Source organism: Roseixanthobacter pseudopolyaromaticivorans (assembly GCF_043195145.2).
In the GTDB taxonomy this organism is placed as follows: Bacteria; Pseudomonadota; Alphaproteobacteria; order Rhizobiales; family Xanthobacteraceae; genus NCEH01.
The window spans coordinates 1,522,971-1,548,585 of the sequence record NZ_CM195539.1 but is presented as its reverse complement, the minus strand read 5'-3'; the positions used below and the strand labels follow the sequence as shown (position 1 = coordinate 1,548,585).

The 25,615-nt window shown below is 65.2% G+C and carries 22 protein-coding genes, 1 tRNA gene and 3 pseudogenes; 7 read left to right on the top strand and 19 right to left on the bottom strand.

Features of this window, described 5'->3' with window-relative positions; genetic code table 11:
* Positions 1 to 3 precede the first annotated feature (3 nt).
* From V5F68_RS07465 to V5F68_RS07455, 3 genes and pseudogenes are all read left to right on the top strand, one after another.
* Complete coding sequence (locus tag V5F68_RS07465; protein WP_149577254.1) at positions 4 to 378, top strand: hypothetical protein; 375 nt, start codon at positions 4 to 6, stop codon at positions 376 to 378.
* A gap of 62 nt (positions 379 to 440) precedes the next feature.
* Entirely contained in the window at positions 441 to 1,961 is a 1,521-nt protein-coding gene (locus V5F68_RS07460; RefSeq protein WP_149577255.1) for a multicopper oxidase family protein, read from the top strand.
* Between the two features lie 98 nt (positions 1,962 to 2,059).
* Positions 2,060 to 3,187 (top strand): annotated as a pseudogene (locus V5F68_RS07455) (MFS transporter).
* A 276-nt stretch (positions 3,188 to 3,463) separates the two neighbouring features.
* Here the strand turns inward: V5F68_RS07455 and V5F68_RS07450 are convergent.
* The 6 genes and pseudogenes from V5F68_RS07450 to V5F68_RS07425 all read right to left on the bottom strand — a co-directional run bounded on the left by V5F68_RS07450 (position 3,464) and on the right by V5F68_RS07425 (position 9,897).
* Positions 3,464 to 5,851 carry a heavy metal translocating P-type ATPase gene (locus tag V5F68_RS07450; protein WP_232847551.1) on the bottom strand — a complete coding sequence of 796 codons (2,388 nt, stop codon included), beginning with the start codon at positions 5,849 to 5,851 and terminating at the stop codon, positions 3,464 to 3,466.
* A gap of 153 nt (positions 5,852 to 6,004) precedes the next feature.
* Positions 6,005 to 6,361: pseudogene (locus V5F68_RS07445) on the bottom strand (methyltransferase family protein); the annotation flags it as partial.
* Positions 6,362 to 6,513: 152 nt separating this feature from the next.
* Entirely contained in the window at positions 6,514 to 6,807 is a 294-nt protein-coding gene (locus tag V5F68_RS07440; protein ID WP_188079545.1) for a DUF2933 domain-containing protein, read from the bottom strand.
* Positions 6,808 to 6,874: 67 nt separating this feature from the next.
* Entirely contained in the window at positions 6,875 to 7,474 is a 600-nt protein-coding gene (locus tag V5F68_RS07435) for a Spy/CpxP family protein refolding chaperone (RefSeq protein ID WP_149577257.1), read from the bottom strand.
* A 2-nt stretch (positions 7,475 to 7,476) separates the two neighbouring features.
* The gene (locus tag V5F68_RS07430) at positions 7,477 to 9,375 is read right to left on the bottom strand and encodes a DUF3141 domain-containing protein (protein ID WP_149577258.1); all 1,899 of its coding nucleotides are present in this window, start codon (positions 9,373 to 9,375) and stop codon (positions 7,477 to 7,479) included.
* A gap of 138 nt (positions 9,376 to 9,513) precedes the next feature.
* On the bottom strand, positions 9,514 to 9,897 hold the full coding sequence (locus tag V5F68_RS07425; protein WP_041576132.1) for a hypothetical protein: 384 nt from the start codon (positions 9,895 to 9,897) through the stop codon (positions 9,514 to 9,516).
* A gap of 98 nt (positions 9,898 to 9,995) precedes the next feature.
* Between V5F68_RS07425 and V5F68_RS07420 the strand changes: the two genes are divergently transcribed.
* Positions 9,996 to 10,205: a hypothetical protein gene (locus V5F68_RS07420; RefSeq protein ID WP_012116555.1), complete on the top strand. Its 210-nt coding sequence runs from the start codon at positions 9,996 to 9,998 to the stop codon at positions 10,203 to 10,205.
* Between the two features lie 354 nt (positions 10,206 to 10,559).
* Here the strand turns inward: V5F68_RS07420 and V5F68_RS07415 are convergent, their stop codons facing one another.
* The 11 genes from V5F68_RS07415 to V5F68_RS07365 all read right to left on the bottom strand — a co-directional run bounded on the left by V5F68_RS07415 (position 10,560) and on the right by V5F68_RS07365 (position 22,360).
* The gene (locus V5F68_RS07415; RefSeq protein WP_012116554.1) at positions 10,560 to 10,988 is read right to left on the bottom strand and encodes a hypothetical protein; all 429 of its coding nucleotides are present in this window, start codon (positions 10,986 to 10,988) and stop codon (positions 10,560 to 10,562) included.
* Positions 10,989 to 11,125: 137 nt separating this feature from the next.
* A complete protein-coding gene (locus V5F68_RS07410; protein ID WP_188079546.1) occupies positions 11,126 to 11,293 on the bottom strand; it encodes a hypothetical protein in 168 nt (55 codons plus the stop codon).
* Between the two features lie 385 nt (positions 11,294 to 11,678).
* Positions 11,679 to 12,602 carry a DUF2493 domain-containing protein gene (locus tag V5F68_RS07405; protein WP_012116552.1) on the bottom strand — a complete coding sequence of 308 codons (924 nt, stop codon included), beginning with the start codon at positions 12,600 to 12,602 and terminating at the stop codon, positions 11,679 to 11,681.
* A 339-nt stretch (positions 12,603 to 12,941) separates the two neighbouring features.
* Positions 12,942 to 13,979 carry a DUF7146 domain-containing protein gene (locus tag V5F68_RS07400; protein ID WP_394016225.1) on the bottom strand — a complete coding sequence of 346 codons (1,038 nt, stop codon included), beginning with the start codon at positions 13,977 to 13,979 and terminating at the stop codon, positions 12,942 to 12,944.
* A gap of 92 nt (positions 13,980 to 14,071) precedes the next feature.
* A complete protein-coding gene (locus V5F68_RS07395; RefSeq protein WP_012116550.1) occupies positions 14,072 to 16,135 on the bottom strand; it encodes a ParB/RepB/Spo0J family partition protein in 2,064 nt (687 codons plus the stop codon).
* Positions 16,136 to 16,308: 173 nt separating this feature from the next.
* The gene (locus tag V5F68_RS07390) at positions 16,309 to 17,502 is read right to left on the bottom strand and encodes a hypothetical protein (RefSeq protein ID WP_012116549.1); all 1,194 of its coding nucleotides are present in this window, start codon (positions 17,500 to 17,502) and stop codon (positions 16,309 to 16,311) included.
* 187 nt (positions 17,503 to 17,689) lie between these two features.
* A complete protein-coding gene (locus V5F68_RS07385; protein ID WP_012116548.1) occupies positions 17,690 to 18,211 on the bottom strand; it encodes a hypothetical protein in 522 nt (173 codons plus the stop codon).
* Between the two features lie 21 nt (positions 18,212 to 18,232).
* Complete coding sequence (locus V5F68_RS07380) at positions 18,233 to 20,227, bottom strand: ATP-binding protein (RefSeq protein WP_012116547.1); 1,995 nt, start codon at positions 20,225 to 20,227, stop codon at positions 18,233 to 18,235.
* A gap of 2 nt (positions 20,228 to 20,229) precedes the next feature.
* On the bottom strand, positions 20,230 to 21,621 hold the full coding sequence (locus V5F68_RS07375) for an SIR2 family protein (RefSeq protein ID WP_188079547.1): 1,392 nt from the start codon (positions 21,619 to 21,621) through the stop codon (positions 20,230 to 20,232).
* A complete protein-coding gene (locus V5F68_RS07370) occupies positions 21,618 to 22,061 on the bottom strand; it encodes a type II toxin-antitoxin system VapC family toxin (RefSeq protein ID WP_012116545.1) in 444 nt (147 codons plus the stop codon). The genes V5F68_RS07375 and V5F68_RS07370 overlap by 4 nt, the downstream gene beginning before the upstream one ends.
* Complete coding sequence (locus V5F68_RS07365) at positions 22,058 to 22,360, bottom strand: hypothetical protein (RefSeq protein ID WP_012116544.1); 303 nt, start codon at positions 22,358 to 22,360, stop codon at positions 22,058 to 22,060. Before V5F68_RS07365 ends, V5F68_RS07370 begins: the two co-directional genes overlap by 4 nt.
* 252 nt (positions 22,361 to 22,612) lie before the next feature.
* Between V5F68_RS07365 and V5F68_RS07360 the strand changes: the two genes are divergently transcribed.
* From V5F68_RS07360 to V5F68_RS07350, 3 genes and pseudogenes are all read left to right on the top strand, one after another.
* Positions 22,613 to 22,840: a hypothetical protein gene (locus V5F68_RS07360; protein WP_229644185.1), complete on the top strand. Its 228-nt coding sequence runs from the start codon at positions 22,613 to 22,615 to the stop codon at positions 22,838 to 22,840.
* Positions 22,841 to 22,859: 19 nt separating this feature from the next.
* A pseudogene (locus tag V5F68_RS07355) lies at positions 22,860 to 23,654 on the top strand (recombinase family protein); the annotation flags it as partial.
* 186 nt (positions 23,655 to 23,840) lie between these two features.
* Positions 23,841 to 24,518: a hypothetical protein gene (locus V5F68_RS07350; protein WP_509274706.1), complete on the top strand. Its 678-nt coding sequence runs from the start codon at positions 23,841 to 23,843 to the stop codon at positions 24,516 to 24,518.
* Here the strand turns inward: V5F68_RS07350 and V5F68_RS07345 are convergent.
* Both V5F68_RS07345 and V5F68_RS07340 read right to left on the bottom strand, forming a co-directional pair.
* Positions 24,475 to 24,551: transfer RNA gene (locus tag V5F68_RS07345), tRNA-Met, on the bottom strand. The two genes, V5F68_RS07350 and V5F68_RS07345, sit on opposite strands and share 44 nt — an antisense overlap.
* Before the next feature lie 127 nt (positions 24,552 to 24,678).
* A complete protein-coding gene (locus V5F68_RS07340) occupies positions 24,679 to 25,542 on the bottom strand; it encodes an RNA methyltransferase (RefSeq protein ID WP_394016224.1) in 864 nt (287 codons plus the stop codon).
* Positions 25,543 to 25,615: the final 73 nt, after the last annotated feature.

The window sequence follows — 25,615 nt, the reverse complement described above, 5'->3', positions numbered from 1 at the left end:
GTCATGATCTTTCGCCGCCTTTTGCCGGCCGTCCTCAGTCTCCCGCTGGTCGCCTTGCCCGTCCTGGCCCACGAGCCCGGCGCGGGGGCGAACGGCGGGGTGCGGGTGGATGCCGGCCATTACCACGCGGAGCTGGTGGCCGACGGCACGCCCAATGTCGCGCTTTATCTGAGCGACGGCGCCGACAAGCCGGTGGCGGCCGAGGGCTTCAAGGCCAACGCCATCCTCGTGGTGGACGGCAAGGCCCAGCGCTTTCCCCTCTCGCCCGCCGGCGGCAACCGGCTCGCCGGGACGGCGGCGGTTGCCATCCCAAAGGGCGTGAAGGGCGTGGTCCAGATCTCCGCGCCCGACGGCGCCTCCGCTCAGGCCAAATATTGAAGACCGCCCGAAACCCCTTCGCTTCGCCTCGTCTGCCCGGCGACGAGCCAAAGAGGCCGATCATGACCCGACCCGTGTTCCAATCCGCCCTCTCCCGCCGCGCCGTCCTGACCGGTGGCGCGGCGCTCGGCGCCCTCGCCTTCTCCAGCGGCTGGCAGCGCGCCCTTGCGGCTCCGCTTCTCACGGTGGAAAGCCTCACCCTCGACGTGAACGGCAAGGCGGCGAAGGTGTTCGCCGTTAAGGGCCCTTCCGGCGAGGGCCTCTTCGCCAAGGAGGGAGACCGGCTCACCGGCGCGGTGCTCAACGCCTCGCAGAGCCCTGCGGTGATGCACTGGCACGGCCAGATCTTCGCCCCGCCGGACCAGGACCTCGCCCGTCCCAATGGCGGCGAACTTGCCCCCGGGGGCATCGATCAGGTGGATTTCCGCCTTACCCCGGGCACCCACTGGATGCACTCCCACACCTTGAGCGAGCAGCAATTGCTCGCCGCGCCCCTCGTCACCCGGGAGGCGGACGCGGGCGATGTCCAGGACGTGGTGGTGATGCTGCACGACTTCTCCTTCCGCAGCCCGGAGGAGATCCTGGCCGAACTCGGCGGAGCGAACGCACACGGCGGCCACGGTGGTCACGGCATGGGCCAGCAGATGCAAGGCATGCCGGGAATGGCGATGCCGGGAATGGACCACTCCGGCCACGGCATGGGGGGAATGGGTGCCGGGCCGGGCGCTGGAATGGGCGCCGCGATGCAGGGGGGAGGTATGCAAGGCGGCGGCATGATGGTGCACGCCAACGATGTTGCCTACGACGCCTTCCTTGCCAACCGCCGCACCCTCGCCGATCCCGAGGTGGTGCAGGTGGAGAAGGGCGGTCGGGTGCGGCTCCGCATCATCAATGGCGGCACCGCCACCGCCTTCTTCATAACCGTGCCGGGCCTGAAGGCGACCTGCATCGCGGTCGATGGCACGCCTTGCGCCCCGCTGGTGGCGGATGCCTTTCCGCTCGCCCAGGGACAGCGCATCGACCTCCTCGTGGAGATCCCGGCAGGGGGCGGTGCCTTTCCGGTGCTGGCGCAGGTGGAGGCCTCGCCCCGTCGCACCGGCTTCGTGCTGGCGACGGCCGGTGCTGCCATCGCCCGCCTCGGGGAGACGGCCGACAGACCGCAGGGGCTTCTCGACCTCGCCTTCGAGGGGCGGCTTTCCGCCTTAAATCCTCTCCCGGCGCGGCGGGCGGACAAGGTCTTCCCCATCATGCTGGGCGAGGAGCCGGGCTATCGCTGGACCATCAACGGCCGCATCCACGGGGAGGACGTGCCCTTCAGCGTGCAGCAGGGCGAGCGGGTGGAGATGACCTTCCTGAACCCCACCGGCATGAGCCATCCCATGCACCTGCACGGCCACCATTTCCAGGTGGTGGGCATCGGCGGGCGCCGCTTTGCAGGCGCCCTGCGCGACACGGTGATGGTGCCGCCGCACACGCCCGTGACCATCGCCTTCGATGCCGGGCAGAGGGGCGAGTGGTTCCTGCACTGCCACCACCTCTATCACATGGCCACCGGGATGATGGCGGTGGTGAAGGTGGCTTGACGATCGAGGTGGACAGGAAGCAGCAGGAAGCCTGGCGGGAGGCTGCAGGTCCGCGCCCCGCCATCCCGAGGACCGTCTGGGCCCTCGGCTTCGTCAGCATGTTCATGGAAATCTCGTCCGAGATGATCCACGCGCTGCTGCCGCTCTTCCTCGCCGGCACCCTCGGTGCGAGCGTCGCCATGATGGGCATGATCGAGGGCGTGGGGGAATCCAGCGCGCAGATCGCGAAGGTCTTCTCGGGCTATTTGTCGGACCACTTCGGTCGGCGCAAGCCGCTGATCCTGCTCGGCTACGGGTTCGGCGCCGCATCCAAGCCGTTCTTTGCCCTGGCCGGCGCTCCGGCGATGGTGTTCGCCGCGCGCTTCGCCGACCGCGTCGGCAAGGGCATCCGGGGCGCGCCCTGCGATGCGCTTGCGGCCGACGTCACCCCGCCCGAGATCCGCGGACGCGCCTATGGCCTGCGCCAGGCCCTCGACACGGTGGGCGCCTTCGTCGGGCCGCTGCTTGCCGTCGCGCTGATGGCGCTGTTCGCCGACGACATGCGGGCCGTCTTCTGGGTCGCCCTCGTTCCCGGCGCTCTTGCCGTGCTCTGCGTCGTCCTCGGCGTCGAGGACAGGTCCGTGGGCACGGTTGGAACAGGCCGGCCTCCACCGGTGCGGATCGCGGATCTCAGGCGCCTCGAACGTCCCTTCCTTGTCGTCGTGGCCATCGGTGTCGTCTTCACGCTCGCGCGCTTCAGCGAGGCCTTCCTCGTCCTGAATGCCTACGACGAGGGACTGCCGCTGGCGCTCGCTCCGTTCGTGCTCGTCGCGATGAATGTCGTCTATTCCCTCGGCGCCTAACCCGCCGGCGCCTGGTCGGATCAGGCGCCGCCGGAGCGGCTTTTGCTCAGCGGCCTTGCCGTGCTGGTGGCGGCCGACCTCTCCCTCGCCTTCGTCCCGGGCCTGTGGGGGGCGTTCCTCGGCATCGGCTTGTGGGGCGCGCTCATGGCGCTCACCCAGGGCCTTCTCGCCAAGCTCGTGGCCCAGAACGCCCCGGCGGCGCTGCGCGGATCAGCCTTCGGCCTGTTCAACCTCGCCACTGGCCTCGCGACGCTGGCGGCGAGCCTTGCCGCCGGGCTGCTGTGGGACATCAGTGGCGCCCGGGCGACGTTCATCGTCGGCGCCGTCTTCGCCCTCCTCGCATCCGCGCTCGTGATCACCTTCGATCCCAGCCGGAAGTCCTGAGGCGGTCCCGCCGACCATCGTCGCGGGAGGCGCGCTGGTCCTGTCCGACAGGGGGCGGTGGACAGGCTTGGCCTGCCCACCCCTTTCGTCCCCGGGACGCACTCTCATCGGCCGAGATACTTGAGGAGCGCCGCGATCCCGAGGACGACCAGGACCAGGATCAGGAGGCCGAACAGCCACATCCCCCACATGCCGGAGCCCATCATTCCGTCGAAATTCAGCATGGTTCCCTCCCTGGAGCCGGATCCGTCTCTGCAGTCCAAGAACGAGGACGCCTTAGCCAAGCGGCGTGCGCCGCAGGCGCAGGGCATTGGCGATGACGCTGACCGATGACAGCGCCATGGCCGCGGCGGCGATGATGGGCGACAGCAGAAGCCCGAACAGGGGATAGAGCACGCCCGCCGCCACCGGTATGCCGGCCGCATTGTAGATGAAAGCGAAGAACAGGTTCTGGCGGATGTTGCTCATGGTGGCGTGGCTCAGCTGCCGGGCGCGGGCGATGCCCTGGAGATCGCCCTTCAGCAGCGTCACGCCGGCGCTCTCGATGGCGACGTCCGTCCCGGTACCCATGGCGACGCCGACGTCCGCCGCGGCGAGGGCGGGCGCATCGTTCACGCCGTCGCCGGCCATGGCGACGATCCGCCCTTCCTGGCGCAGCCGCGTCACCACCTGCGCCTTGTTCTCCGGCAGCACCTCTGCTTCCACCTCGTCGATGCCCAGGCGCCGGGCCACCGCCTCGGCGGTCGTCCGATTGTCGCCGGTGAGCATGACGACGCGGACCCCGGCGGCCCGGAGCGCCGCCAAGGCCACGGGGGTGGTCGCCTTGACCGGGTCGGCGATGGCGATGAGGCCGCCGATGCGCCCGTCCATTGCAACGAAGATCACGGTGGCACCATCGGCGCGTAGCGCCTCGGCCTCGGCCGACAGGGGGGAGAGGTCCACGCCTTCCTCGCCCATGATGCGGTGGCTGCCGATGACGAGCTTTTGGCCGTCCACCGTGCCAGTCACGCCCTTGCCCACCGGGCTGTCGAAATCCTGGGCCTCGCCGAGAGGCAGGGCGCGCTCCTCCGCCGCGGCGACGATGGCCGCCGCGAGCGGGTGCTCGCTCGCCCGCTCGAGCGTCGCCGCAAGCCGCAGGAGCGCGTCCTCTTCCAAGGCGCCGGCCGTCTTCAGCGCGACCACCTTCGGCTTGCCTTCCGTCAGGGTGCCGGTCTTGTCCACCACCAGCGTGTCCACCTTCTCGAACCGCTCCAGCGCCTCGGCATTCTTGATGAGCACGCCCATGGATGCGCCGCGACCGACGCCCACCATGATGGACATGGGCGTCGCCAGCCCGAGCGCACAGGGGCAGGCGATGATGAGCACCGCCACGGCGGCGATCAGCCCGTGGGCGAAGCGCGGCTCCGGCCCAAAGATGCCCCACGCCGCAAAGGCAAGGACCGCGATGGCGATCACCACCGGCACGAACCAGCCGGATACCTCGTCGGCGAGGCGCTGGATCGGCGCGCGCGAGCGTTGCGCCTCGGCCACCATGTGGACGATCTGCGCCAGCATGGTGTCCCGCCCCACCTTGCCGGCGCGCATGACGAAGCCGCCGCTCTGGTTGAGCGTGCCGCCGATGACCTTCGCGCCGACGTCCTTGGTGACTGGCATGGATTCGCCGGTGATCATGGATTCGTCCACCGAGGAGCGGCCCTCGACCAGCTTGCCATCCACCGGCACCTTCTCGCCTGGCCGCACGCGCAGGCGGTCGCCCACCACGACCGCCTCCAGCGCCACGTCCTCGTCGCTGCCGTCGTCACGCACGCGCCGGGCGCTCTTGGGGGCGAGGTCGAGCAAGGCGCGGATGGCGCCGCCGGTCTGCTCGCGGGCGCGCAGCTCCAGCACCTGGCCGAGCAGGACCAGCACTGTGATGACGGCAGCGGCCTCGAAATAGATGGCAACCGATCCGTCGGCGGCGCGGAAGGTCGCGGGGAAGATCTGCGGCGCGAAGGTCGCCACCACGCTGTAGGCCCACGCCACGCCCGTGCCCATGGCGATCAGCGTGAACATGTTGAGGCGGCGGGTGACCAGCGACTGCCAGGCGCGGGTGAAGAACGGCCATCCCGCCCACAGCACCACCGGTGTTGCCAACACGAGCTGGGTCCAGTTGGACGCTTGCGCGCCGAGCAGCATGTGGAGATTGGTGAGGTGCCCGCCCATCTCCAGGGCCAGCACCGGCAGCGCCAGCGCAAGGCCGATCCAGAAGCGGCGCGTCATGTCCACGAGCTCGGCGCTGGGACCGGTTTTGCCTGTCGCCACCTCGGGCTCCAGCGTCATGCCGCAGATGGGGCAGTTGCCCGGTCCCAGCTGACGGATCTGCGGGTGCATGGGGCAGGTGTAGATCACGCCTTGAGGCTGACCCTTCGCTGCGGGCGGCGTTTCCGCCGCACCGGCGGTATAGGCAGAAGGGTTTGCGTCGAATTTGTCGTGGCATTTTGCCGAGCAGAAGAAATAGCTCTTGCCGCCGTAGTCCGACCGGAACCCGGCGGTGGCCGGGTTCACCTCCATGCCGCAGACGGGATCCTTGACCATTTCCGTGGGCGCGATCCCGGCGCCTTCGGGCGGGTGAACTGCATGGTCGTGGTGGTGATGGTGGCCGGCGTGCGTGTCGTGCTCAGTCATGAGGGCGGTCTCCGGAGCGAGGGGCTGTCGCGGATGAAATTCCGATACGGGGAAAAAGGCGGGGACGCGGCTGGCATAATCATCCCACGTCGGCCCGAACTCAGTGCGGGCTGCGGCTTCTTCCTGCCGTGCGAGCCGCACATAGACCGAGACGAGAATGGGGAACATGGCGAGCGTGACCAGCGTCGGCCATTGCAGCAGGAAGCCGAACATGATGACGACGAAAGCGGCGTACTGGGGATGCCGCACGCGGGAATAGGGACCTTCGGTCGCGAGGCGGTGATCGCGCTGGGCCGCATAAAGCACGTTCCAGCTCGCGACGAGCAGCCAGAAGCCGCCGAAGATCAGAATATTGCTGAAGATGTGGAACGGCCCGAAATGGGGGTTCACGCGCCATCCGAACAGGGTCTCCAGCAGATGGCCGGCGTCGTGGGACCAGAAATCGACACCGGGAAACTGCCGGCCGAGCCATCCCGACAGGAGATAGATGGTCAGCGGAAAGCCGTACATCTCGGTGAACAGGGCAAGGATGAAGGCCGAGAACGCCCCGAGCGTGCGCCAGTCCCGCGGTGTCTGCAGCCGGGTGAAGCTTGCCGCAAACAGGATGAAGACCGCCGAGTTGATGATCACGAGGCCCCACAGGCCATAAGCGGAGGTCTCGGTCATCGGTTGCCCCCATCGGGACCCGGCGGCCGTTCGCCTGGCTGGTGTCCCGCATGATGGCCGTGGCCGTGATGCATGAACATGTGCATCAGCGGGCAGGCGAGCAGCAGGAGGAAGGGCAGATACCCCAGCGCATGGACGCGGTGCTCCGAGAACAAAAGAAAGGCCACCGCGAGAAGAAAGCCGATGGCGACGATGCCGCCGGGCGAGCGCCAGAAGCTTCGGTGCGGGGCGCGCGTGCCGGTGTCATTGCCGGGCCGCGGCATATGGCCGGTGTCGTCATGCAAGGACATTTGGTCCTCCTCCACCTGAGCGAAGCAGGCCGGCTGCGATCGCCGACCCGCCAGCGAGGTTCGACGCTCACATGGGGCCCATTCCACCCGGCATCATGAGCTGGTCCGCCGTGCGCTTCTGCGCTTCGTCGAACGACGCGTAGAGCGGCCCGAGCGCGGCCTTGAGGCGGCGCACCGCTTCGAGGCGGGCGACGAGCATGCGCTCGTGACCGTCGATCCGCTGCGGCAGGGTCGGCGCCGAGCCGCCCTGCGCGGCCATCATCATCTCCTGCATGTCACCCATCATGGCGCGATTGGCCTTGAGCGCTTCCGTGAATGCGCTCCACAGGGGCTGCTGCGCCTCAGTGATCTTCAGTTCGGCCTTCAGGAAGGCGATGCGCCCTGCGATGCGGTCGGGGTCCATCATCTGGCTCATCCCCATGCCGGCCCCTGCGTTTCCGCCGCCCATCATGCCCATGCCACCCTGGCCCATCATCCCCATCATGCCCGGCCCCATCATGCCTTGAGGGCCACCTGGCGTCGGCGTGGCCTGAGATGGCTGCGGTGCCGGCGCGGCAGCCTGGGGCGCAGCAGGCTGGGCCTCCGGCGGATGGTGCGCGTCCTCGGCGAAGCCCGGCGTCGAGAGCAGCAGCGCGCCGGCGAGCATCAGATTGCGAAACGTCGTCATAGTCAGTTCTCTCCTATCGCTGCGGTCCGGCTGATGCCGGCCGCCTGGAAATCCAAACCGCTCCGTGTATCCTGTGGCCCTGTGCCCTCACTCCTGTGCTGTGGGTCCGCACCGGCTGGGTGGGCACTGCCCACGCCGTCATAGAGACTGTCGAAGAGGCGCTCCCACAGGGCGTCCCGCAGGCGCCGGCCCTGCTCGATCCCCTCGGCGACGCGCGAGACGACGTGCTCCTCCTCGACCTTGAAGGGGTTGTCCGCTGCGGCCGGATGCCGGTCGGCGGCGACCTGCTCCGCGAGCCATCGGACATCGCGCATCCAGGGCATAAAGCCTTCCGACAACAGGTAGCGGCTGGTGCGCATTGGGTGCAGCGTCTCAAGCATCGCCGCCGACCAGGGCGTCGTCAGCGCCCGTACCCAGGGGCTGACGAACGTGCGGTAGAAGGCTTCGTTGCGCTCCGACAGGTCGCGCACGCGCTCGAAGGCAGGGTCCTGCCGGGCGAAGCGGATGTCGGACACCTCGCGCGCCTCGAAGCGGACCTGATAGGCGCCCTCACGGCAATCGGGATCGCCGGACGGATTGTCGATCTTCATCTCGTAGAGGCCGGGCGGGAGCGTCTCGATCCGCGGCAGGCTCTCGAGGATGGCCCGATGCTCCAGCCGCGCAACCTTTGCGGAAACGAAGATGCCGAGGTGACCCACATGGCGGTTGATGAGATAGACGATGCGCTGGCCCGCCGCCTTGAGATCTTCCGTATCCTGGTACACGATCGGTAACCAGCCGAGCGCCTGATGGGGCGGCGTGATGTTGTCGCCATAGGATGCGAAGATCACGAGCGGGTTGCGGATGCGCCTGAGATCCGCATGGCACCCTTCGCAGATCCGGACGCGGCCCTGCTCCAGCCTGTTGCCGACGAAGAAGTTCTCCACGATGGCGAGGATCTCCTCGCGGCTCAGGAAGTAATAGCCGCCCCACCAGCGCTCGAAGGCGAGGAACCGCTCCCGCTCAGTATCCATGTGGGCATAGAGGTTCGCGTACTTCTCCCATACCGCCTCGGGCTTCAGCCCCTCGAAGTTCTGCACCAGAAAGGCGCCGTCGAAGCGTCCGTCCCCGAGGTCGGCGAGAAGGTGTGTCAACCACGCCCCGCCCTCGAAGCCGGCGGCGATGCGCATGGGGTTGATGCCGGTCTCGCCGGCCCAGTAGGACAGAGGGGTCCCGTTCAGCACGGCCGGTCCGGCCAGCCCCGCGCAGTTCGCGGCGAGCAGCGTCACCGCCCAGCCGGCCTGGCAGTTCCCATAGAGCACAGGCGCGGCGCCGGAATGTCGCCATGACACCTCCTCGACGAACCGCCGCAGCACGTGAAGCACGTCGGCGAGCGTCTGCCCCGCGGCGGGCTCTGGATAGAAGGTGACGAAATAGACGGGGTGCCCCTGGTGCAGGGCGATGCCGACCTCGGAGTCCTGCTTGAAGCCACCGATGCCGGGGCCGTGGCCGGCGCGCGGGTCGAGGATCACCACGGGCGGCTTGGCCGCGTCCAGACAATCTTCCAGGCACTCGTCCCCCACGCGGGTCACGCGCAGGAGGGCATAGTTTGCCGGACGCTCGAGCCGGCGGGCATCGAGCAGGACCTCATAGTCGAAGTCGAGCAGAGCCGGCTTACCGGCGCGCTCGTGCGCCAGCATGTTGTCGGCCCGCTGGCGCAGCGTGTCCCAGAACAGGATCCAGCGCTCGGCCACGTCCCTGCCATAGGACAAGAAATCGCGAGCGAACGTTCCGGGATCGCTGGAGAAGGCGCTCCCTTGGGCATTTCGGGTTTGCCGCGGGGTTCCGGTGCCAGTCGGTCCGGATTGTCCAAGCGCAGCCGTGCCGGCCATAGGCTCGGCAAGCGTGTCGCGACCATACATGGAAAGGTCCTCGTTTCGCCATCGGCACGAGGCCGACGCTGATTTCGGGGGCATCTTGCGGCACGTCGACGCGCCGGCGCCCTCAACGGGCGCTGCTTCGCGCGTCCGCCTCACGCCTGAAATGCGTTGAGACCGGTATCAGCTCTGGAAACGCGGGGGATCGAGGCCGGGCAAGACCGCCAAGCCGTCCGCGGCCTGGTTGGCGAGATCAAAGGGCTCTCGAACAAAGGTCAGATCCAGAACGTGCAGGCTCGCGCCGTCGGCCACGGGCACATAGACACTGCAGGAGACGCTGCAGCACTTTCCGTGTTCAGCGGGTTGGGTCGGCTCGTCCGGATGATGATCTGCGGGATCAAGCGAGGCGATCTGGTACGGATGATCCGCCGCAGCTGCGTATGCCGAATCCTCGTCATGGCACGGCGCGGAATAGGCGCTCGCGATGGGTCCGAACAGCATGGCCATTGCCACCAGGATCGCTGGCAGCACCTTCACCCACCCCGCTGCCGACCTGAGCCTGATCATATGCCTCATCGCCTCACCGGCGAACTATGCCTCATCATAGGTGCGCATGAAAGGACCGCCTTGAGCAGGATCAACGCGGGCGCCGACGAGGTCACCTGTTGCACGTGCTGTTCGGCGAGATCATCACGCTGAACACGCTGGGACTGGGCCTGGAGGTGCCGATGTTGGCGTCGATCCGGCCAGCGTCCCTGATCCTCACCCTTGCCGCGCTCAACGCCGTGTTCCGCTTCCACCTCGGCGTGATGACGATTTTGGCAGGCTGTTCAGTGCTCGGACTGCTCTATGGGCTTGCGGGCGGTATCGGGTGAGCCATGAATAATGGCTCTGTTCGACTTGGCGCGTCGACGGACGGATGCCGAACGGGGATGATGGCGGCCTCCGCAACCTCACAGAAGACCGGCCCGATCCTCTTCGGCTTCACGTCCCCCGTTCCGGGCCGGCTCCGTGCACTTCCGCCGCGACGGGTAGGACCAGATAAGATAGCTCCCATCATGCGCTGGTCCGCGACCGACCACGTGGCGTCGTCTCGTCTCAAGTAATCGCGATCGACCGCCGCTTGGGCCTCTGCCACAATCCGGACGGCGCCACCGATCCGCATCCTCGGACAGCATGGATGGCAAGGCTCTTTCGGCTCCGGCCCTGCCGAATGACATGGAGCGTGCTCAGATCTGCGCAAGGTCCCAACTGGACGCGCTGGCCGCGACCCGCAACAGCGTCGTGACGCCGATGGCAATAGCGCCGATGATCGAGAAGACGATCTGCCACGTCTCGGACGGCATGGCGAGCTTCGCGATGCCATGCGTGGCGTGATAGCCGACGATGACGGCCGGGATGACGAAGGCGAGCGCAAAGAGGAGCCGCGCCCACATCGGACGAACGACCGCGAACAGAACCTGGCCGATGCCGAGCGTGATGCCCCCGGCGATCAGGCCAACGACGATCGCACCGAGCCAGCCCGCGCCGGTTTGGTGTGCCCAAGTGCCGGCGCTGACAGCGGCGAAGAACGGCAGCGCGAAGACCGCGAGCGTAAACAGCAGCCAGCAGAATAACGCGATGGCGGCGAGACCAAGCAGGATGCCGAGGAAAATCATGGTGGTATCTCCATAAGGAAAGCTCTGACGGTTGCGCCTTCCACCACCACCACCGCGGCGCGATCACCAGCATAGCAAGGGAAAAAGCCGCCGGAATCCCTGCAATGGGGATGCTCGGGACTTCCGCGCTCCCTCCGCTATCTGGCGAAGGGATCAATCTCCCAGACGATCTGGGAGGCATCGCCGTCGAATTCGTCGGCCGGCACGACCGAGAGGCTGCCGTCGCCGGCGCGAAAGATCACGATGACGACCATCAGGGTCTTGGCAAGGCTGAGGGCGAAGGCCTGCGCATCGGTAGAGGACATGGGGTCCGGCTCCTGCTCGAAGCGGAGGACCATCCCCCGCTGACAGGCGCCCGATTGGTCCGGCCGATGGCCGCAATCACCGCGACGGCGAAGCGGAGCGGCGGCACGCGGTGCGTAGCCGACCCCTTGCGGGTTGATGGCGTCAGGCCCTCGGCCGGACCAAGGATCAGCGCAAAAAAAGCGGGGGTGGATGGTCGCTCGAAGATCGGCAGGTGCGGCCGTCTCCCTGCATAAGCTGACTCTGGAGGCTTTGTTCAGCTACACGTCTGATGAGTACAGGTCCTGCTCGTCAGTCCGGTGAAAATCGATAATGGAGCCAGCACTTTCATGAGAAACGTTCAGGGCTCGTGAAATTCGATTCCGATGGTCGAGAAGGGGGCAGCGCTCATGCGCCGCCTGACCCGAACCGATAGACCGGGATGCCGAGCTTGCGGGCCTTGTCGGCGAGGTTGTCCTGGATGCCCGTGCCGGGGAAGATAATGACCCCGATGGGCATGACCGAGAGCATCTGGTCGTTGCGCTTGAAGGGGGCGGCCTTGGCGTGCCGTGTCCAGTCGGGCTTGAACGCGACCTGCGGCACCTTACGGGCATCGGCCCAGCAGGCGGCGATCCTCTCGGCACCCTTGGGCGAGCCACCGTGCAGCAGCACCATGTCAGGGTGCTTCGCGCGGACCTGATCGAGCTTCGCCCAGATGTGCGTGTGGTCCATCGTGTCGCCGCCGGAAAAGGCGATCTTCGGACCTGTGGGCATCATCACCTCGGTCTCAGCCCGCCTGCGGGCGGCGAGGAAATCGCGGCTGTCGATGAGGGCTGCGGTGAGGTGCCGATGGTTCACCAGGGATCCGGAGCGCGGGCGCCAGGCTGAGCCGGTGTGCCGTTCGAAGGCATCGGCAGCCTCGTCGCGCATCAGCTCGAAGGTGTTGCGGCGTTCCATGAGGCTCTGGCCCTCGGCGATGAGTCGCTCCAGCTCCGCCGAGCGCACCTCGCTGCCATCCTGCTCCTGCTGGCTGCGGCGCTGGCCTTGCTCGTTGTCGTCAAGGGTGCCCGAGATACGGCCGGCGGCACGGTGGAAGAGATGGACGGTCGACCACAGGAGATCGGGAAGGTCCGGCTCGAGGCGAGTGTCTTGCAGCGTCGCGATGAGGGCATCGAAGATGTCGGCAATTGCGCCGGTGATGCGGTCGGCATCGGGAAGCGGCCGCGGATCCGTTTCGTCGTCCGAGGGACGGTAGCCATAGAGCTGAAGTTCCTGCAGCAGGTGATCGGTGGGAGAGGAAGCGTGGCGGGGTCCGTCGTGCTCGGTGCTCATGGGAGGCTCCGTCGGTTGGACCGCAGCCTTGCGGCCTTCATGGCGACGAAGCCGGCGGGCGGGACGGACCTGCACCCCGCGGGAAGCGCGGGGCCGGAGCGTGAGCGGAGGATGGCGAAGGCCGGGGATTTTGTTTCGCGATGGAAAGGCGCGTGTCAGGGCCCCGCGACGCTTGTGTCGTGGGGAAACACCGCCGCCGGAAAATCACCGGCCGGAGCCATTGCCGGTCCGGGACGACTGCCGGCCGATCGCCCTCTGGAAGGCCTGGCTGCGGATCCTCTAGCAACGGTGGGCATCAGAGCGTGACGTCAGAGCATTCCCGCTCCCTGTCGCTCCAGCTCACGGGCTCAGCACCATGAAGCGGCCGACGTCATCAGGTGCAAGCAGACATCGGAGTCCCGCTCGCAACGCATCGAAACCAAAGGCGCGCAGATCCTCGTTGAAGTCTCCGAGAGCTGGTGAGAGCACGATGGCCTCGATCCCGGCAGAAGCCGCTCGTGCGATAAGGCTGTCCCCTGCCCTGTTGCCGGCAGGATCGTTGTCGCAGACGATGTAGAGCCGCCGCAGCCTGGGTGGAAAGGCGATGGCGGCGAGGTGTGCTGCCGAGAGCGCCGCCGCCATCGGGAGGTTGGGCAGCACGTAGCGGAGGGACAGGATGGTCTCGATTCCCTCGCCGGCGGCCATGACCTCGCTTGGGGTGCCGAAGCGAACGGCATGCTCCAGCAGGTGACCCATGGCGCGCCGGGGCGTGGTGATGGCTGCCTTGTCCGACCCGTTCGGTGTGAGCCAAGTGCGTTGCACGCCCATGATCCGTCCGCGGAGATCCGTGACGGCGGCGATCATGGCCGGCCGGGGTTGAATGGGCCCGTGTGCATCTGGACGATAGTAGCAGCGCGGGTGAAAGCGCAAGCTTCCGGTTTCGTGCAAAGCCGAGATGCCGCGGGTCCGCAGATACGCCTCTACGATTGTGCCCGAAATCGGCTCTGCAGCGGCGAACAGCCGTCGTGCCGAGATGACCGGATCACGTGAGGAACATTGCTTTCCGCCATGAGGAGCTTCCGCGTCTGGTGAGATTGGTGGAAGGCGCAGAAATGCTTGAGCCTCTGCGACCACATCGGTGAAGTTGAGCAGGCCCCGGCTTTCGCGGATCACGTCGAGGAGGTCGCCGTGCTCGCCCGTGGCAGCGTCGGTCCATTTTCCGGCTGGGCCCTTCGCGGTGTCCGTCAGCCGCACGAACATGGAGCGGCCGGGAGAGTTGCGAACATCGCCGACCTGCCAATAGTGCCCCTGCCGTCGGCCCGCGGAGAGATAATGGCGGCAGACTGCCTCCGCCTGCCGCCCCAACTGCCGGGCCAGATCATGGGTCACATCCGTCATGGGGACGCTCCAAGAAAATGGCCCGCCGTCCGGGCCACGCGATAGGGGGGATCGCGGAGCCACAGACGGCGGGCCAGGTTGCCCGGGGAGGATTATTCGGCAGCGATCGAGGAGGAGATCGCTTCGGGCTCCTCAGTGTCGGCGAGGTCTTCGCTGTCGGCCATGGCCGTTTCGCCGTCGGTCTCCGCCGTTTCCTCGCCGACGGTGTCCAAGGGCTGGGTCCGCAGCGCCTCCGGGAGCCAGCCGCTGTCGGCGAGGAGGGTCTCGGCCTCCCGGGCCATGTCGCCCTTCTTGAGGTGGGCGATCCGCTCGGCCGGGCGCTCCCCCTTGGCCTCGGTCACCGCCTGCAGGATGCGGGCCTTGGTGACCCTGCCGAGGAAGGTGTCCACCGTGGGCTTCCATCCGACGGCTGCCATGTCGAGCGACACCGCCTGCGCCAGCCTATCGGCATGGGCGAAGGCGCGGGGACGGCGGTTCCAGGCCTCATGCACCGCATTGACCGAGAGGCTCACCACATGGGCGAACAGTGCGGCCCGGCTGTCGTGGTCCCACCCGCTCAAGGTGTCCCAGAGCGTGCCCGGCTCCTTCGGCAGAGCCTTGGCCCAGCTCTCATGCCGGACACGAATGGACTCGGCGGAGACGCTGTCATTGAGGCCCGGCGCCTGGGCATTGAACGAGACGCTCTTGAGATCGAGCTCAAGGCAGCTGTCCGAGCCATAGGCGTAGAAAGCTTTCAGCGTCAGGGCATGGACCGCGGCAAGGAAGGCGACGTCAGGCTGCTCGCCCAGCGAATGGCGCAGGCCGAGGGTGCGGTGGGTGGTCAGCTCCGTGAGCAGCCGGTCGGAGATGGGGGTGAGGCCGTCCTCCTCCTCGGGCTCGCCAGGAGCATCGCCTGCTGCCGCCTCCTGCCGAGGGGATGAGGCCACGAGGTTGGCACCGTCGGTCTCGATGGAAGGGTCATGGTCCTCCTCGACCGGCACCTCGTCCTCCGGGCGGACGAAACCCCGTTCCACCCGGAGCTTTCCATCCTGTGCGATGCTGACGAAGGCGCCGGCCCGGGCGACCTCCGCCGGATCGAACGCGAGAGGACGCGCTTCGAAGGCCTCCAGCATCGCCTCGAGTGCCCCGAGCCGCGCGTCGACCTCTTCGGGAAGCTCGTCGACATCGGCATGTTCTTCGGACAGACGATCGTATTCCCCCTGGGCTGCCTCCCGCGCAGCCTCCTCCGCTTCGGTCAAATGCATGGGCTCGCCCCGCAATTGGCGTAGGCCATAGGTGTGGCCATAGGCGAAGTCCGGCGCGACCTCGATCCACTTCCAACCCTCGCTCCGGATCACGTCGGCCTCGGCGACGAGCTTCTCGGCCACCATCCGGTCGACGAGGGGCACATCCTGCAGCCAGCCACCGTCATCGCCCTGGAACAGGTCGCGCAGCACCGTGCCGCCGGCCATCTCGTAGGCCTCGATGCCGATGAAGCGGGCCCGCTTGTCGGATGCCCGCACCGCGCCCTCCGTCAGCATGCGCCGGATGACATAGGGCTGCTTGTCGTAAGCTTGGGCGAGACGCTCCAGCACCTGCTCCTGCCGTTCATGGTCGCCCGATACGGTGAAGGCCATGAGCTGGTCGAGGGTGAGGCCATCCTCGGCATAGGTGTCGAGGAGCGTCGGAGAGAGCGAGGCGAGCTTCAGCCGCTGCTTCACCACCGCGACCGAGACGAAGAAGGCGGCGGCGATCTCCTCCTCGGACTGGCCCTTCTCCCGCAGAGCGAGAAAGGCACGGAACTGGTCGAGGGGATGGAGCGGCGCGCGCTGGACATTCTCGGCGAGGGAATCCTCCTCGGCGATGCCGCCCTCACGGACAATGCATGGCACCGGGGCCGTCCTGGCGAGGCGCTTGCGCTTCACCAGCAGCTCCAGCGCCCGATAGCGCCGCCCGCCGGCCGGGATCTCATACATGCCGGTCTCGACGCCGTCGGGATCGACCACGGCTCGGACATTGAGGCCCTGGAGCAGGCCGCGCCGGGCGATGTCCTCGGCGAGTTCCTCGATGGAGACGCCCGCCTTCACCCGGCGGACGTTGGCCTGACTCAGCACCAGCTTGTTGAAAGGGATGTCGCGGGAGGACGAAAGGGTGATCTTCTGAACGGCCGTGGCCATGGGATATTTCTCCGCGACGGGCGGCCAGAGAACCTCTCTCTGGCCTCCAACCCGTCACGAAGGACGGCGCCGCCCTCTTCCTCTGAGGGCAGCGCCGCAGAACCGATGATCCGGAAATCCGGAACAACACGAAGCCGGAGACACGACATTCCGCATCTCCGGCTTCGCGGATCTCAGACGGCGCGGTCGAGGAGTTTCTTCGCCCGCGCCTCCAGATCGAGGCGGGCATCCTGGTGGGGCTTGTCCCGGGCCACGGCCGTGATGCCCTGCACGAAGTCGAAGATGCTCTCCGGCTTGCGACCTTCTTCGGCCAGCACGGTCTCGATCACCTTCTGCGTCTCCGCCTTGGAGAAGCCCTTGCGGCGCAGGAACTCGGTGCGGTCCTCGTCGGTGCGCGCCACGATGCGCTCGCGTGCCGCCTTGATGCCGTTGACGAAGGGCATGGGGGAGGAGTTAGCAAAGCGCTCCAAAGCCGGCGCCGCCTGATGGGCGAACCGAGATGCGGCATACTTGGAGTGCCGGATGGTGATCTCCTCGAAATCCTCGACGCCCCACAGGTTGCGGTTCTGGCAGACGGCCCGCAGGTAGAAGCTGGCGATCCCCAGCGTCTTGGCGCCCACCTCCGAGTTCCAGCAATAGAAGCCCCGAAAAAACAGGTCCGGAGAGCCGTCCGGCAGCCGGCCAGCCTCGATGGGATTGAGATCATCCACCAGGAACAGGAAGACGTCCCGATCCGAGGCGTAGAGCGTGGTGGTGTCCTTGGTGATGTCGACGCGGGGATTGTAGATGCCTGTCGACCAGTCGAGCACACCCGGCACCTTCCAGCGGGTGTCGCCGGTGCCATTGCCGGCGATGCGGCGCACGGCATCCACCAGCTCGTGGTCGTAGATGCGGCCGTAGTCGGGACCGGTCACGGCCCGTAGCTCGACGCGGCCGTCCTCCACCTCCAGCGTCTTCACCTGCTCAGCGCGGTGCGTCAGCAGGCCGTGCTGCAGATTGATGCCGGCGAGCGGAGCCGGGAGTTGCCGCAGGTAGGCCGCCGGCGCGCCGATGAGGCTTGCAAGCTGGCCGAAGCTCCAGTGGGTCGGCGCAACAGGAGCCTCCGTCCCCGGCAGCGCGAGCGTCAGCCGGTCCGGCGCCTCTCGGCTCGCTTTGACGCGGATAGCCGCGCTCTCCACCGTCCGGGTCCGGCTCCGGTCGGACCGGCCGCGCACCGCGCCATACAGCTCCGACAGGGACAGATAGCGTTCGTCCGCCGGCCGGGAGAACCACTCCGACGACACGCGGCCGACGCGCTCGCCGCGATTGACATCCACCTTATACCCGCCGCTCGGATCACCGCGGGCGTCCAGAACCTGTTCGTTCATGGGATCGTTCTCCATGACGGGCGCCGGCAGCCTCTCTCCCGGCAGTCAACCCGTCACGGAAAACCGGTCCACCCTCTGACTCTTGAGGGGCGTTGCGGGGGCTCCCCGCTCGATGGGGTCGGCCGAGACCTGGCTCGGCCGCAGGGGAAGGCTTTCCCCTAGCAGCGTCACATCAGAAGAGCCGGATTCATTCAGGCCGGCTCGGGAACAGGAGATAGATCCAGTCGGCGCAAGCCGCCAGGATCTTCAGCGCCATGCCGGGGGAATGAATTTCAGCGCTGCCGTGGGACAGACCATTACGTAATGCGATAAGCGCCTCGACAGGATCGGCCATCAGCATGCTGCCCTCGACCATTGGCGGCAACGCGCCCGTTTTGCGTGCTCGATCGACCAGATTGCGCAGCGTGCCGCGTGCGTCTCCACCATGCCCACTCAAACGAAATTTGAGCGCTAGCTCGAAAGCTCCGAATGCTTGGATTTCTCCCACCACGAAGAGATCGTAGTCAAAAAAGGCGTAAAGCATGATGCTACGCGCTCTGTCGAAGGCCTTTTGAACCTCTACGGGTGCCGCACCCTTCAAGCCGACATCAACTATTCCGGCATGATGGTCTCGAAGCGTCATTCGACGCGCGACATCTTGCTCAATAACATAGAGGTCAGCGAACCGGGGATCGGGCTCGAGAAGGGAGTCGAATGGCTTGAGAGACATGGGGCAGATGGCTCCTCTGAGCTATGCGCCCCAAGCGTCAATGATTTGGCGCAGAGGAAACGGAGCTCTTTCCTTCGACCATTCGTGGTACGGCGCTGCCGTCTGGCTATAGGGGCCAGGCTCCGGTCGATCGAACTGAACCCGCGCCGGGATATGGAACGCGCTTCCGAAAACGATCGCCTCGCCCGACGACAAAATCGTCACCTGATCGAGCAAACGCCGCGCCTGCATCGGGATGATGCGTCGGAAATGGTCGATGTCGTCCGGGTTCTGCAGACGATGGCTGATGAAGTTGGCACACTGGCTGATAATTGTCTGGCTGATCTCGCTCGGTCGCTGGCTGGCGATGATCAGTGAGAGGCCAAACTTCCGTCCCTCCTTGGCGATACGCTCATAGGCGAGACGTGCGAGGCGATGGCCGCGGTCTTCGTCCGATCGCGCCGGCCGCGCGTAGTTGTGCGCCTCCTCCAGGACGAGCACCCAAGGATGCTTATAGCGTGATGCCGCCGGCAATCGCTCCCTTGCCTCGAGGAGTACGCGCCCGATGACGGCGCAAGCATAAGGGAGAATCTCGTTTCCCAACATGGATAAGTCGAGCACCGACACCTTAGGCCCGCCCGCATTTCCGAGACCAAAACGGGAAAACCACGATGCCAGATCCGGGATGCTAGTTTCGGCGTTCTCATAATTGAGAAACGAATGCCAGCGTTTATCGTCGAGGCGCGTCTTCAACCTCAGTTTCAACGTCGTGAGGTGTGCATCGACCCTTATGGTATCTTCCTTGGACACCGCTCGATTGATCAGGGATGGATCTGTCAACGTCGAACGGGAGATGCGCAACGGTGAATCGGCTGTCCGAACGGCAGTCTCGGCGACATGGCTGCCGCCGATGATCTTTGCGCGGATTTCATCCTGGAGCTTTCGAGCCTCGGCTTCGATCTGAGCAGCATTCGCGAGGACCTCTTGATTGAAACCGGTGATCGCTTTGTGCGATGCGAACAGAGTTTCAAATGAGGCTGTATCGATGTCGGAATTCGCCAGATAGCCTACAATCAGATCGCAATATGAACCAGCCGACTTCCGTTGTATCTTTTGGAGATCGGAAAGCAGCTTTTCGATTGAGCTTAAAGCACTCTGGAATGTATTAAGATTCGAAACCTCATCAGCATTCCCGCCCTTCGCGATCGCCCACCAATCCTTCAGGACCGGCTCCTGCGTTTGTTCGGCAGCGCTCAACCAAGCGCAGATCTCTTCAGCATTGAGAAACCAGAGTGGAAGGCCGAATTCTTCACCGTTGAGGTAGATGCGATCGGGCAATCGTGTGACGGTCTTGCCTGTTGGGAATGCCTTTTCATACTCGCCATTAATGTCGAGGATAAAGACATGCGGCTCCTCGGCGGCACCATCGAGCGCCTTCATCGCCTTCTGGATCAGGCTGGAAACGGAAAAGGACTTGCCCGAGCCGGTGTTGCCGACGATCGCCAGAGGGCGCGAAAACAGATCGTTGTAGGAGGCGCGCACGACATTGCGCGTCTGGCCCGTTGGAAACCCGATTTTCAGGTCGTAGTCGAAGTCCTTGTCATCATAGCCTTCTGGCCTATTGCGCCGCGGCGGAAGCTCGAACACAGCGCGCAGCACGGCCGGCGATCCGATCTCAGCAGGGGTATCGAGGGTTGGCAGAACGGATATGCCCGGGCTGAAGGAGGCGTCGTCATCAATGTTCTCGATCGTGCCCAGCAACTGCACGCTGGCGATCCGGCGAGACTTCATCAACTCAAGGCTGAGGTCGTCGCCACTTGCAGGGTCGAAGCTCTCGCGCGCCTCGAGGTCGGTAATGATGCCGATGACGGTTTCGCCCGCCCCCAATGAAAATGTCAGGTAGGCGTTGATGGCGATCGCGACCTGGACGCCGTCAAGGGTCGCGCGAAGCGCCGAGCGGGTTTCGGGCAAAAGCTCGACTTTCACCCGAAACCCCTGAACAGCGACGATGTGGCCGACAAGTCTAGGATTATCCATGGTCAAGCCCCCGTATCGGGTTCGGCGGGCATTGCAGACGAGGCGATCTGCTTTTCAAAACGACGCAGACGCAAGAAATCGTCGAGCCATTGGACGTCGGGCATCGCTGACCGCGCAAAATCATCAAAGGTCGCGTGCTTGAACGTGGCAGCCGCAAAGGCTGCGTCGGTCGGGCACAACACGAAAGCGCGCTTGCCAAGGTCCTTGTACCGCCGGATGCGCTCGACGACCGGGCTCTCCGGATTGGGCTCCACCACCAGCATAACCAGCGACGGGTTGATCAAGGCACTCTCGATGATTCGGCTGACATGATCGTCGCCGAAGCCGTAGCCGAGGACGAGCAGGAACGTCTGAGGGATGCCGAGGCGCACTTGGAATGATCGGAAGAGATGCGCATACGGCATCGTCAGCGTCTGCGTGAACTTATTCGCGGTCGGCAGAATACCGATCGATGCGGTTCCCTCGGCAAGATCAACGAGTGCGGCTGCCTTCTCCTCCGGCTTCAAGTCCACATAGGCTCGGAACGGCGCGAGGTCGGGGTGCCGCGCCCGCATCTCGCCATCTTGCTCGAACCAGTGAATTGACCCATGCAGCTTGTAAAAATGCAGGAACTTGTCGAAGCGCCGGACTCGGCCTTCGGCGACTTCCCCCGGATAATAGACGTCAAGGCCGTAGACGGAGGGATCGAACCGCGCTGCGGCGCGGCCGGTGAACCCATCGAAATACTGGATGCCGAGCAACTCCAGCGCCTGCTCGAACAGGGTGTCGTAGTTCAACGTGAAAAGATGAGTTCGCCCGAGATTGCTATCTCGGGCGACGAGCTTGGAGAGAAATGCGAGCTGCGGCGGGGTCTCTCTTATCGACTTCGCCATGGCCTTATCGGGCAAGGACAGCGCGCATTCTGCGAAAATCGACATGCGCAGATGGTTTACGAACCACTGGAGATCGTCAAAGCTTGGTGCGGGTGTGCTCGGCCAGGTGACACCGGAGAATGGTGCGTCTTTCGACTGGCCAATGACCAAGGCGTTGGCGACGAAGGATAGCCAAGCTTCGAAACCTAGCGTCGGTTCATCGATAAAATTAGCCAGCCAGACGGCGTCCCTCCGCGCCTTGATGATGGGGCCGATTGAGGCAGGCACATCCGGGAGGGCCTCGATCGTTTCGAAGACAGCGGTTTCAAGATTCGCCATGGTCTTCCCGCCGGCTGAAACCGACGTACCGGAACCCGTCAAAACCACGAGGTTTTCCATGCGTAGCCATTCGGAGATCAGAGCTTGGAGGCGAACTCGCCCCTGTTTCTGGTCAAGCCCAAGCAGGAGATCTCCAGCATTGCCGTCTTCGGTCAGACCGATGAGCTGGTACTCGATGGGTACAGGCGGCGGCGCCATCTTCATTTTTCCCCCTCCAGGCCGCCACGCAACGGATTGATGATCTGGAGCCCGGCGAAGTCCTTCTCGTTGTCAGTCACCACGACGCATTCATTCGCACCGGCGACGGCGGCGATGATCATGTCGAGTCCGCTACGGGGACGACCCGCCACCTTGCCCTCCGCCATCAGCCGCGCCCAGATCAGGCCGGCCTTGGCGTCGAAGGATAAAATGCGGCCCGTGAACAGGGCCTGCGGCCCCTCCGGCCCGACAAACCAGGCGTCGAGCGCATCGCGTTTCTTGCCGCGGGGCTTTTCCAGAATGCCACGTCGAATTTCAGCGACGGTCAATGACGCAATAAACAGGTCCTCGTCGCGCTGTGTTGCCATCCAAGCCAGCAACGACGCCGACGGCTGCGGCTTGACGATATTGCTGATGATGTTGGTATCGAGGAGATAGCGCGTCACAGATCGACCTTACGCCCCTCTTCACGCGGGCGGGAAAGATCAAGCTCCGCGCCCACCAGCGGCGAGCGGCGTAAAGCGGTGAGGATGCCGCCGGGCTTGGGTGGTTCGCCAGCGACGACTGTCTTCACGGCCGCGCGAACCTGCTCCGCTTCCGGCCCTTCCTCAGCCAGACGACGGGCAAGAGCGCGTATCAGCTCGCGATCGGATTCGAGCGCCATGATCTCGAAGCGCGTGAAGCCGCGCTGCGTCAGACGGGCGCGGTAATTCTGGATCGCTCTCTTCTGTGCAGCATTGCCCATGGCCACCCTCCATGCTATATCTGGATATATAGCCCAGATTTGTTGTGCAGACAAGTGAGGACGCGATGGCGAAACGCGTTTCAGACAGGCTTGGCCAGAGAGCGGATCGCCGCGCCATCCGATGCCGGTATTTTCCGTCTGCTGTGATGCGCTTTTCTACGCCGGATGGCGCCAGCACCAGCAACAATATGCCGAATGCCGTCGAATACTCTCCGTTGATTTGCGTTGCTTATACTTCGATTCACAACAATCGTGAAGCCGATCAACTTGCAATCGCTATCGAACGGCGCAACGATGGACCAGGACAAACGCCAGCAGCAAAGGAGCGCGCTTCGGCTCGTCGAGCCGGAACTGTCGCTCGTGCGCCGCGGCGACGGTCCCGACCCGCGCCTGAGCGAGTTGGCTCGCCTGCTCGCCCGTCGTGCTGCGCGGGAGGTGTTCGAAGAGCAGATGAAGGAACGCAGCACGACGCGCTCCTGACACCTCAGGAGAGTGCGCTTTGAAAGTCGCGATCTACGCCCGCTATTCGTCCGACAATCAGCGCGACGCCTCCATCGCCGACCAGCTCCGCATCTGCCGCCTCCATGCCGAGAAGCAGGGTTGGCAGGTGGTCGAGGAATATACCGACCACGCCATTTCCGGCGCCTCCCTTCTTCGTCCCGGTATCCAAGCCCTGATCTCGGACGCAGCGCGCGGCCGTTTCCAGTACGTGCTGGCCGAGGCGATGGATCGTCTTTCGCGCGATCAGGAGGACATTGCCGGCCTCTACAAGCGCATGGCCTATGCGGACGTGAAGATCGTCACGCTCTCCGAGGGCGAAGTCACGCATCTGCATGTCGGTCTGAAGGGCACGATGAACGCCCTGTTCCTCAAGGATCTCGCCGACAAGACGCGCCGAGGCCAGCGCGGGCGCGTCGAGATGGGCAAGTCCGGCGGCGGCAACGCCTATGGCTATGATGTGGTGAAGAAGTTCGACGCCGGCGGCGAGCCCATACGCGGCGACCGGACCATCAACGAGTTTCAGGCGGGGGTCATCCGCCGCATCTTCCGTGACTATTCGGCCGGAAAGTCGGCGAAGCGAATTGCCTTCGAGCTGAACAAGGAGGGCATCTCCGCGCCGGGCGGTGGAGAATGGGGCTTCAGCACGATCAACGGCAATCCGAAGCGCGGCAACGGAATCCTCAACAACGAGATGTACGTTGGCAAGCTGGTCTGGAACCGTCAGCGCTTCATCAAAGACCCGGACACTGGCAAGCGCCAGGCGCGCATAAACCCGGAGGAGGACTGGATCACCCAGGATGTGCCCGAGTTGCGCATCCTTGACGACGAGCTGTGGCGGGCGGTCAAGGATCGCCAGAAAGCGGTCAAACTGAACCGTAGCGACAACGGCGAGACCGAGAACCACTTCCGGGAACGTCGGCGCCCCAAATACCTTTTCTCGGGCCTGACCAAGTGCGCCTGCTGTGGCGGTGGCTATTCGATGATCTCGGCTGACCTGGTTGGCTGCTCGACAGCCCGGAATAAGGGCACTTGCGACAATCGCAGGAACATCCGGCGCGATCAGTTCGAGGCGCGCGTCCTGAACGCGCTGCGCCATCACCTGATGGACCCAGCGCTGTTCAAAGAATTCTGCGAGGAATTCACCCGCGAGATGAATCGGCTGCGCATGGAAGGCCGAGCGTCGATCGATGCGGCCGAGGCCGAGATCAAGCGAATCGACCGGGAACTCGACAAGTTGATGAAGCTCATCCTCGCGTCCGACAGCGACGACGCCCCCACCCGGATGATGAAGCAGATGAAGGAGCTGGAGGCTCGCCAGAAGGAGCTAAAAGCGTTCCTGCAGGACGCCCAGGAGCCGCCGCCCCTCCTGCATCCAAACATGGCGCATCACTACCACGCCCAGGTGGATGAGCTGTATGCGGCGCTTCAGGAGGATTCGGAGGAAAAGCGGATGACGGCGGCCGACCTGATTCGCTCGCTGGTGAAGGAGATCATCCTGACGCCGGCAGGAGGCGAGCTTCGGGTCGACGTGCGAGGTGATCTGGCTGGAATTCTTGCGATTTCGCTCAAAAGCAAACGGCCCGCCAGAGGGGCGGGCCGATCGCAAGTCGAGATGGTTGCGGGGACAGGATTTGAACCTGTGACCTTCAGGTTATGAGCCTGACGAGCTACCGGGCTGCTCCACCCCGCGTCAGAGCTGACGATTTGCCGGCGAACCGGCGTGTCAGTGGCGTGTATGTAACAATGCCGGCCGGGGAAGGAAACCCCTGGCGCGAAAAAAAGCGAAGCCATCTCACTTGCCTGTGGACGGTTTGCGCTCATGCCTCCTCGTCGGTGGGCGAAGATCCAAGGCCGGCAAGGCCTCTCGCGCGTTTCGCCTCTGCCTTGGCATTGCGCTCGCTCTTGCGCTTCTCCCGGCCGATGCGCCCCTCCACCAGGGAGGTGATCATCCCGTGCAGGGTCGCGAGGTCCTGCTTGGAGAGCGCGATGCGGTGAAAGATGTTGCGGATGTTCCGCGTCGTCGACGGCTGCTTGTCCGCCGAGCGGAAAAAGGCCGCGGCCTCCAGCTCGCCTTCCAGATGGTCGAAGAAGGCCAGAAGGTCCTTCTTCTCGGCCACAGGGGATTTTTCCGCCGAAGAGAAGGGCAATGCGCCGCCCGTCGCGCGCTTGAACCATTCGTACGCCACCACCGATACCGCGGTGGCGAGGTTCAGCGAGGCGAAGGCGGGGTTCACCGGCAAGGTGAGGATGACATCGCAGAGCGAGACCTCCTCGGTGTAGAGGCCGGTGCGCTCGCGTCCGAACACGAGCGCGACGTCCTCGCGCTGCGCGAGCCGGGCAGCCGTCTCGGCCGCGGCCTCGTCGGCGCCAAGCACCTGCTTGGCCATGCCGCGCTCGCGCGCGGTCGCGGCAATCGCAAAATTCACATCCGCGAGGGCCCCGCGCAAATCGGGAAAAAGGGTCGCCTCTTCCAGGATGCGATCGGCGCCGGCGGCGAAGATGCGGGCCCGGTCATCGGGCCAGCCGTTGCGCGGATTGACCAGACGTAAGCGAGACAGGCCGAAATTGCCCATCGCCCGCGCCGCCGAGCCGATATTATCGCCGAGCTGCGGTTCCACCAAAATGACCACCGGGCCGCCACCGATCCAGGGCTTCGTGCTGTCAGTTCCTGCGCCGGGCATCAATTTTTTCCTTTAACGGCTCTCTAGCCCGTGGGCACGGCCAAAGTCGAGGTGTCACGCGCTTCTTCTTCTG

Excerpts from the sequence above, each read along its gene's own strand:
- V5F68_RS07410 (WP_188079546.1), bottom strand. The coding sequence starts at position 11,293 with ATGTCCTCTACCGATGCGCAGGCCTTCGCCCTCAGCCTTGCCAAGACC.
- V5F68_RS07400 (WP_394016225.1), bottom strand. The coding sequence starts at position 13,979 with ATGACGGATGTGACCCATGATCTGGCCCGGCAGTTGGGGCGGCAGGCG.
- V5F68_RS07375 (WP_188079547.1), bottom strand. The coding sequence starts at position 21,621 with ATGAAGATGGCGCCGCCGCCTGTACCCATCGAGTACCAGCTCATCGGT.
- V5F68_RS07390 (WP_012116549.1), bottom strand. The coding sequence starts at position 17,502 with ATGAACGAACAGGTTCTGGACGCCCGCGGTGATCCGAGCGGCGGGTAT.
- V5F68_RS07465 (WP_149577254.1), top strand. The coding sequence starts at position 4 with ATGATCTTTCGCCGCCTTTTGCCGGCCGTCCTCAGTCTCCCGCTGGTC.
- V5F68_RS07385 (WP_012116548.1), bottom strand. The coding sequence starts at position 18,211 with ATGTCTCTCAAGCCATTCGACTCCCTTCTCGAGCCCGATCCCCGGTTC.
- V5F68_RS07435 (WP_149577257.1), bottom strand. The coding sequence starts at position 7,474 with ATGACGACGTTTCGCAATCTGATGCTCGCCGGCGCGCTGCTGCTCTCG.
- V5F68_RS07430 (WP_149577258.1), bottom strand. The coding sequence starts at position 9,375 with ATGTATGGTCGCGACACGCTTGCCGAGCCTATGGCCGGCACGGCTGCG.
- V5F68_RS07380 (WP_012116547.1), bottom strand. The coding sequence starts at position 20,227 with ATGGATAATCCTAGACTTGTCGGCCACATCGTCGCTGTTCAGGGGTTT.
- V5F68_RS07365 (WP_012116544.1), bottom strand. The coding sequence starts at position 22,360 with ATGGGCAATGCTGCACAGAAGAGAGCGATCCAGAATTACCGCGCCCGT.
- V5F68_RS07415 (WP_012116554.1), bottom strand. The coding sequence starts at position 10,988 with ATGATTTTCCTCGGCATCCTGCTTGGTCTCGCCGCCATCGCGTTATTC.
- V5F68_RS07350 (WP_509274706.1), top strand. The coding sequence starts at position 23,841 with ATGATCTCGGCTGACCTGGTTGGCTGCTCGACAGCCCGGAATAAGGGC.
- V5F68_RS07425 (WP_041576132.1), bottom strand. The coding sequence starts at position 9,897 with ATGATCAGGCTCAGGTCGGCAGCGGGGTGGGTGAAGGTGCTGCCAGCG.
- V5F68_RS07460 (WP_149577255.1), top strand. The coding sequence starts at position 441 with ATGACCCGACCCGTGTTCCAATCCGCCCTCTCCCGCCGCGCCGTCCTG.
- V5F68_RS07340 (WP_394016224.1), bottom strand. The coding sequence starts at position 25,542 with ATGCCCGGCGCAGGAACTGACAGCACGAAGCCCTGGATCGGTGGCGGC.
- V5F68_RS07450 (WP_232847551.1), bottom strand. The coding sequence starts at position 5,851 with ATGACTGAGCACGACACGCACGCCGGCCACCATCACCACCACGACCAT.
- V5F68_RS07405 (WP_012116552.1), bottom strand. The coding sequence starts at position 12,602 with ATGAGCACCGAGCACGACGGACCCCGCCACGCTTCCTCTCCCACCGAT.
- V5F68_RS07395 (WP_012116550.1), bottom strand. The coding sequence starts at position 16,135 with ATGGCCACGGCCGTTCAGAAGATCACCCTTTCGTCCTCCCGCGACATC.
- V5F68_RS07440 (WP_188079545.1), bottom strand. The coding sequence starts at position 6,807 with ATGTCCTTGCATGACGACACCGGCCATATGCCGCGGCCCGGCAATGAC.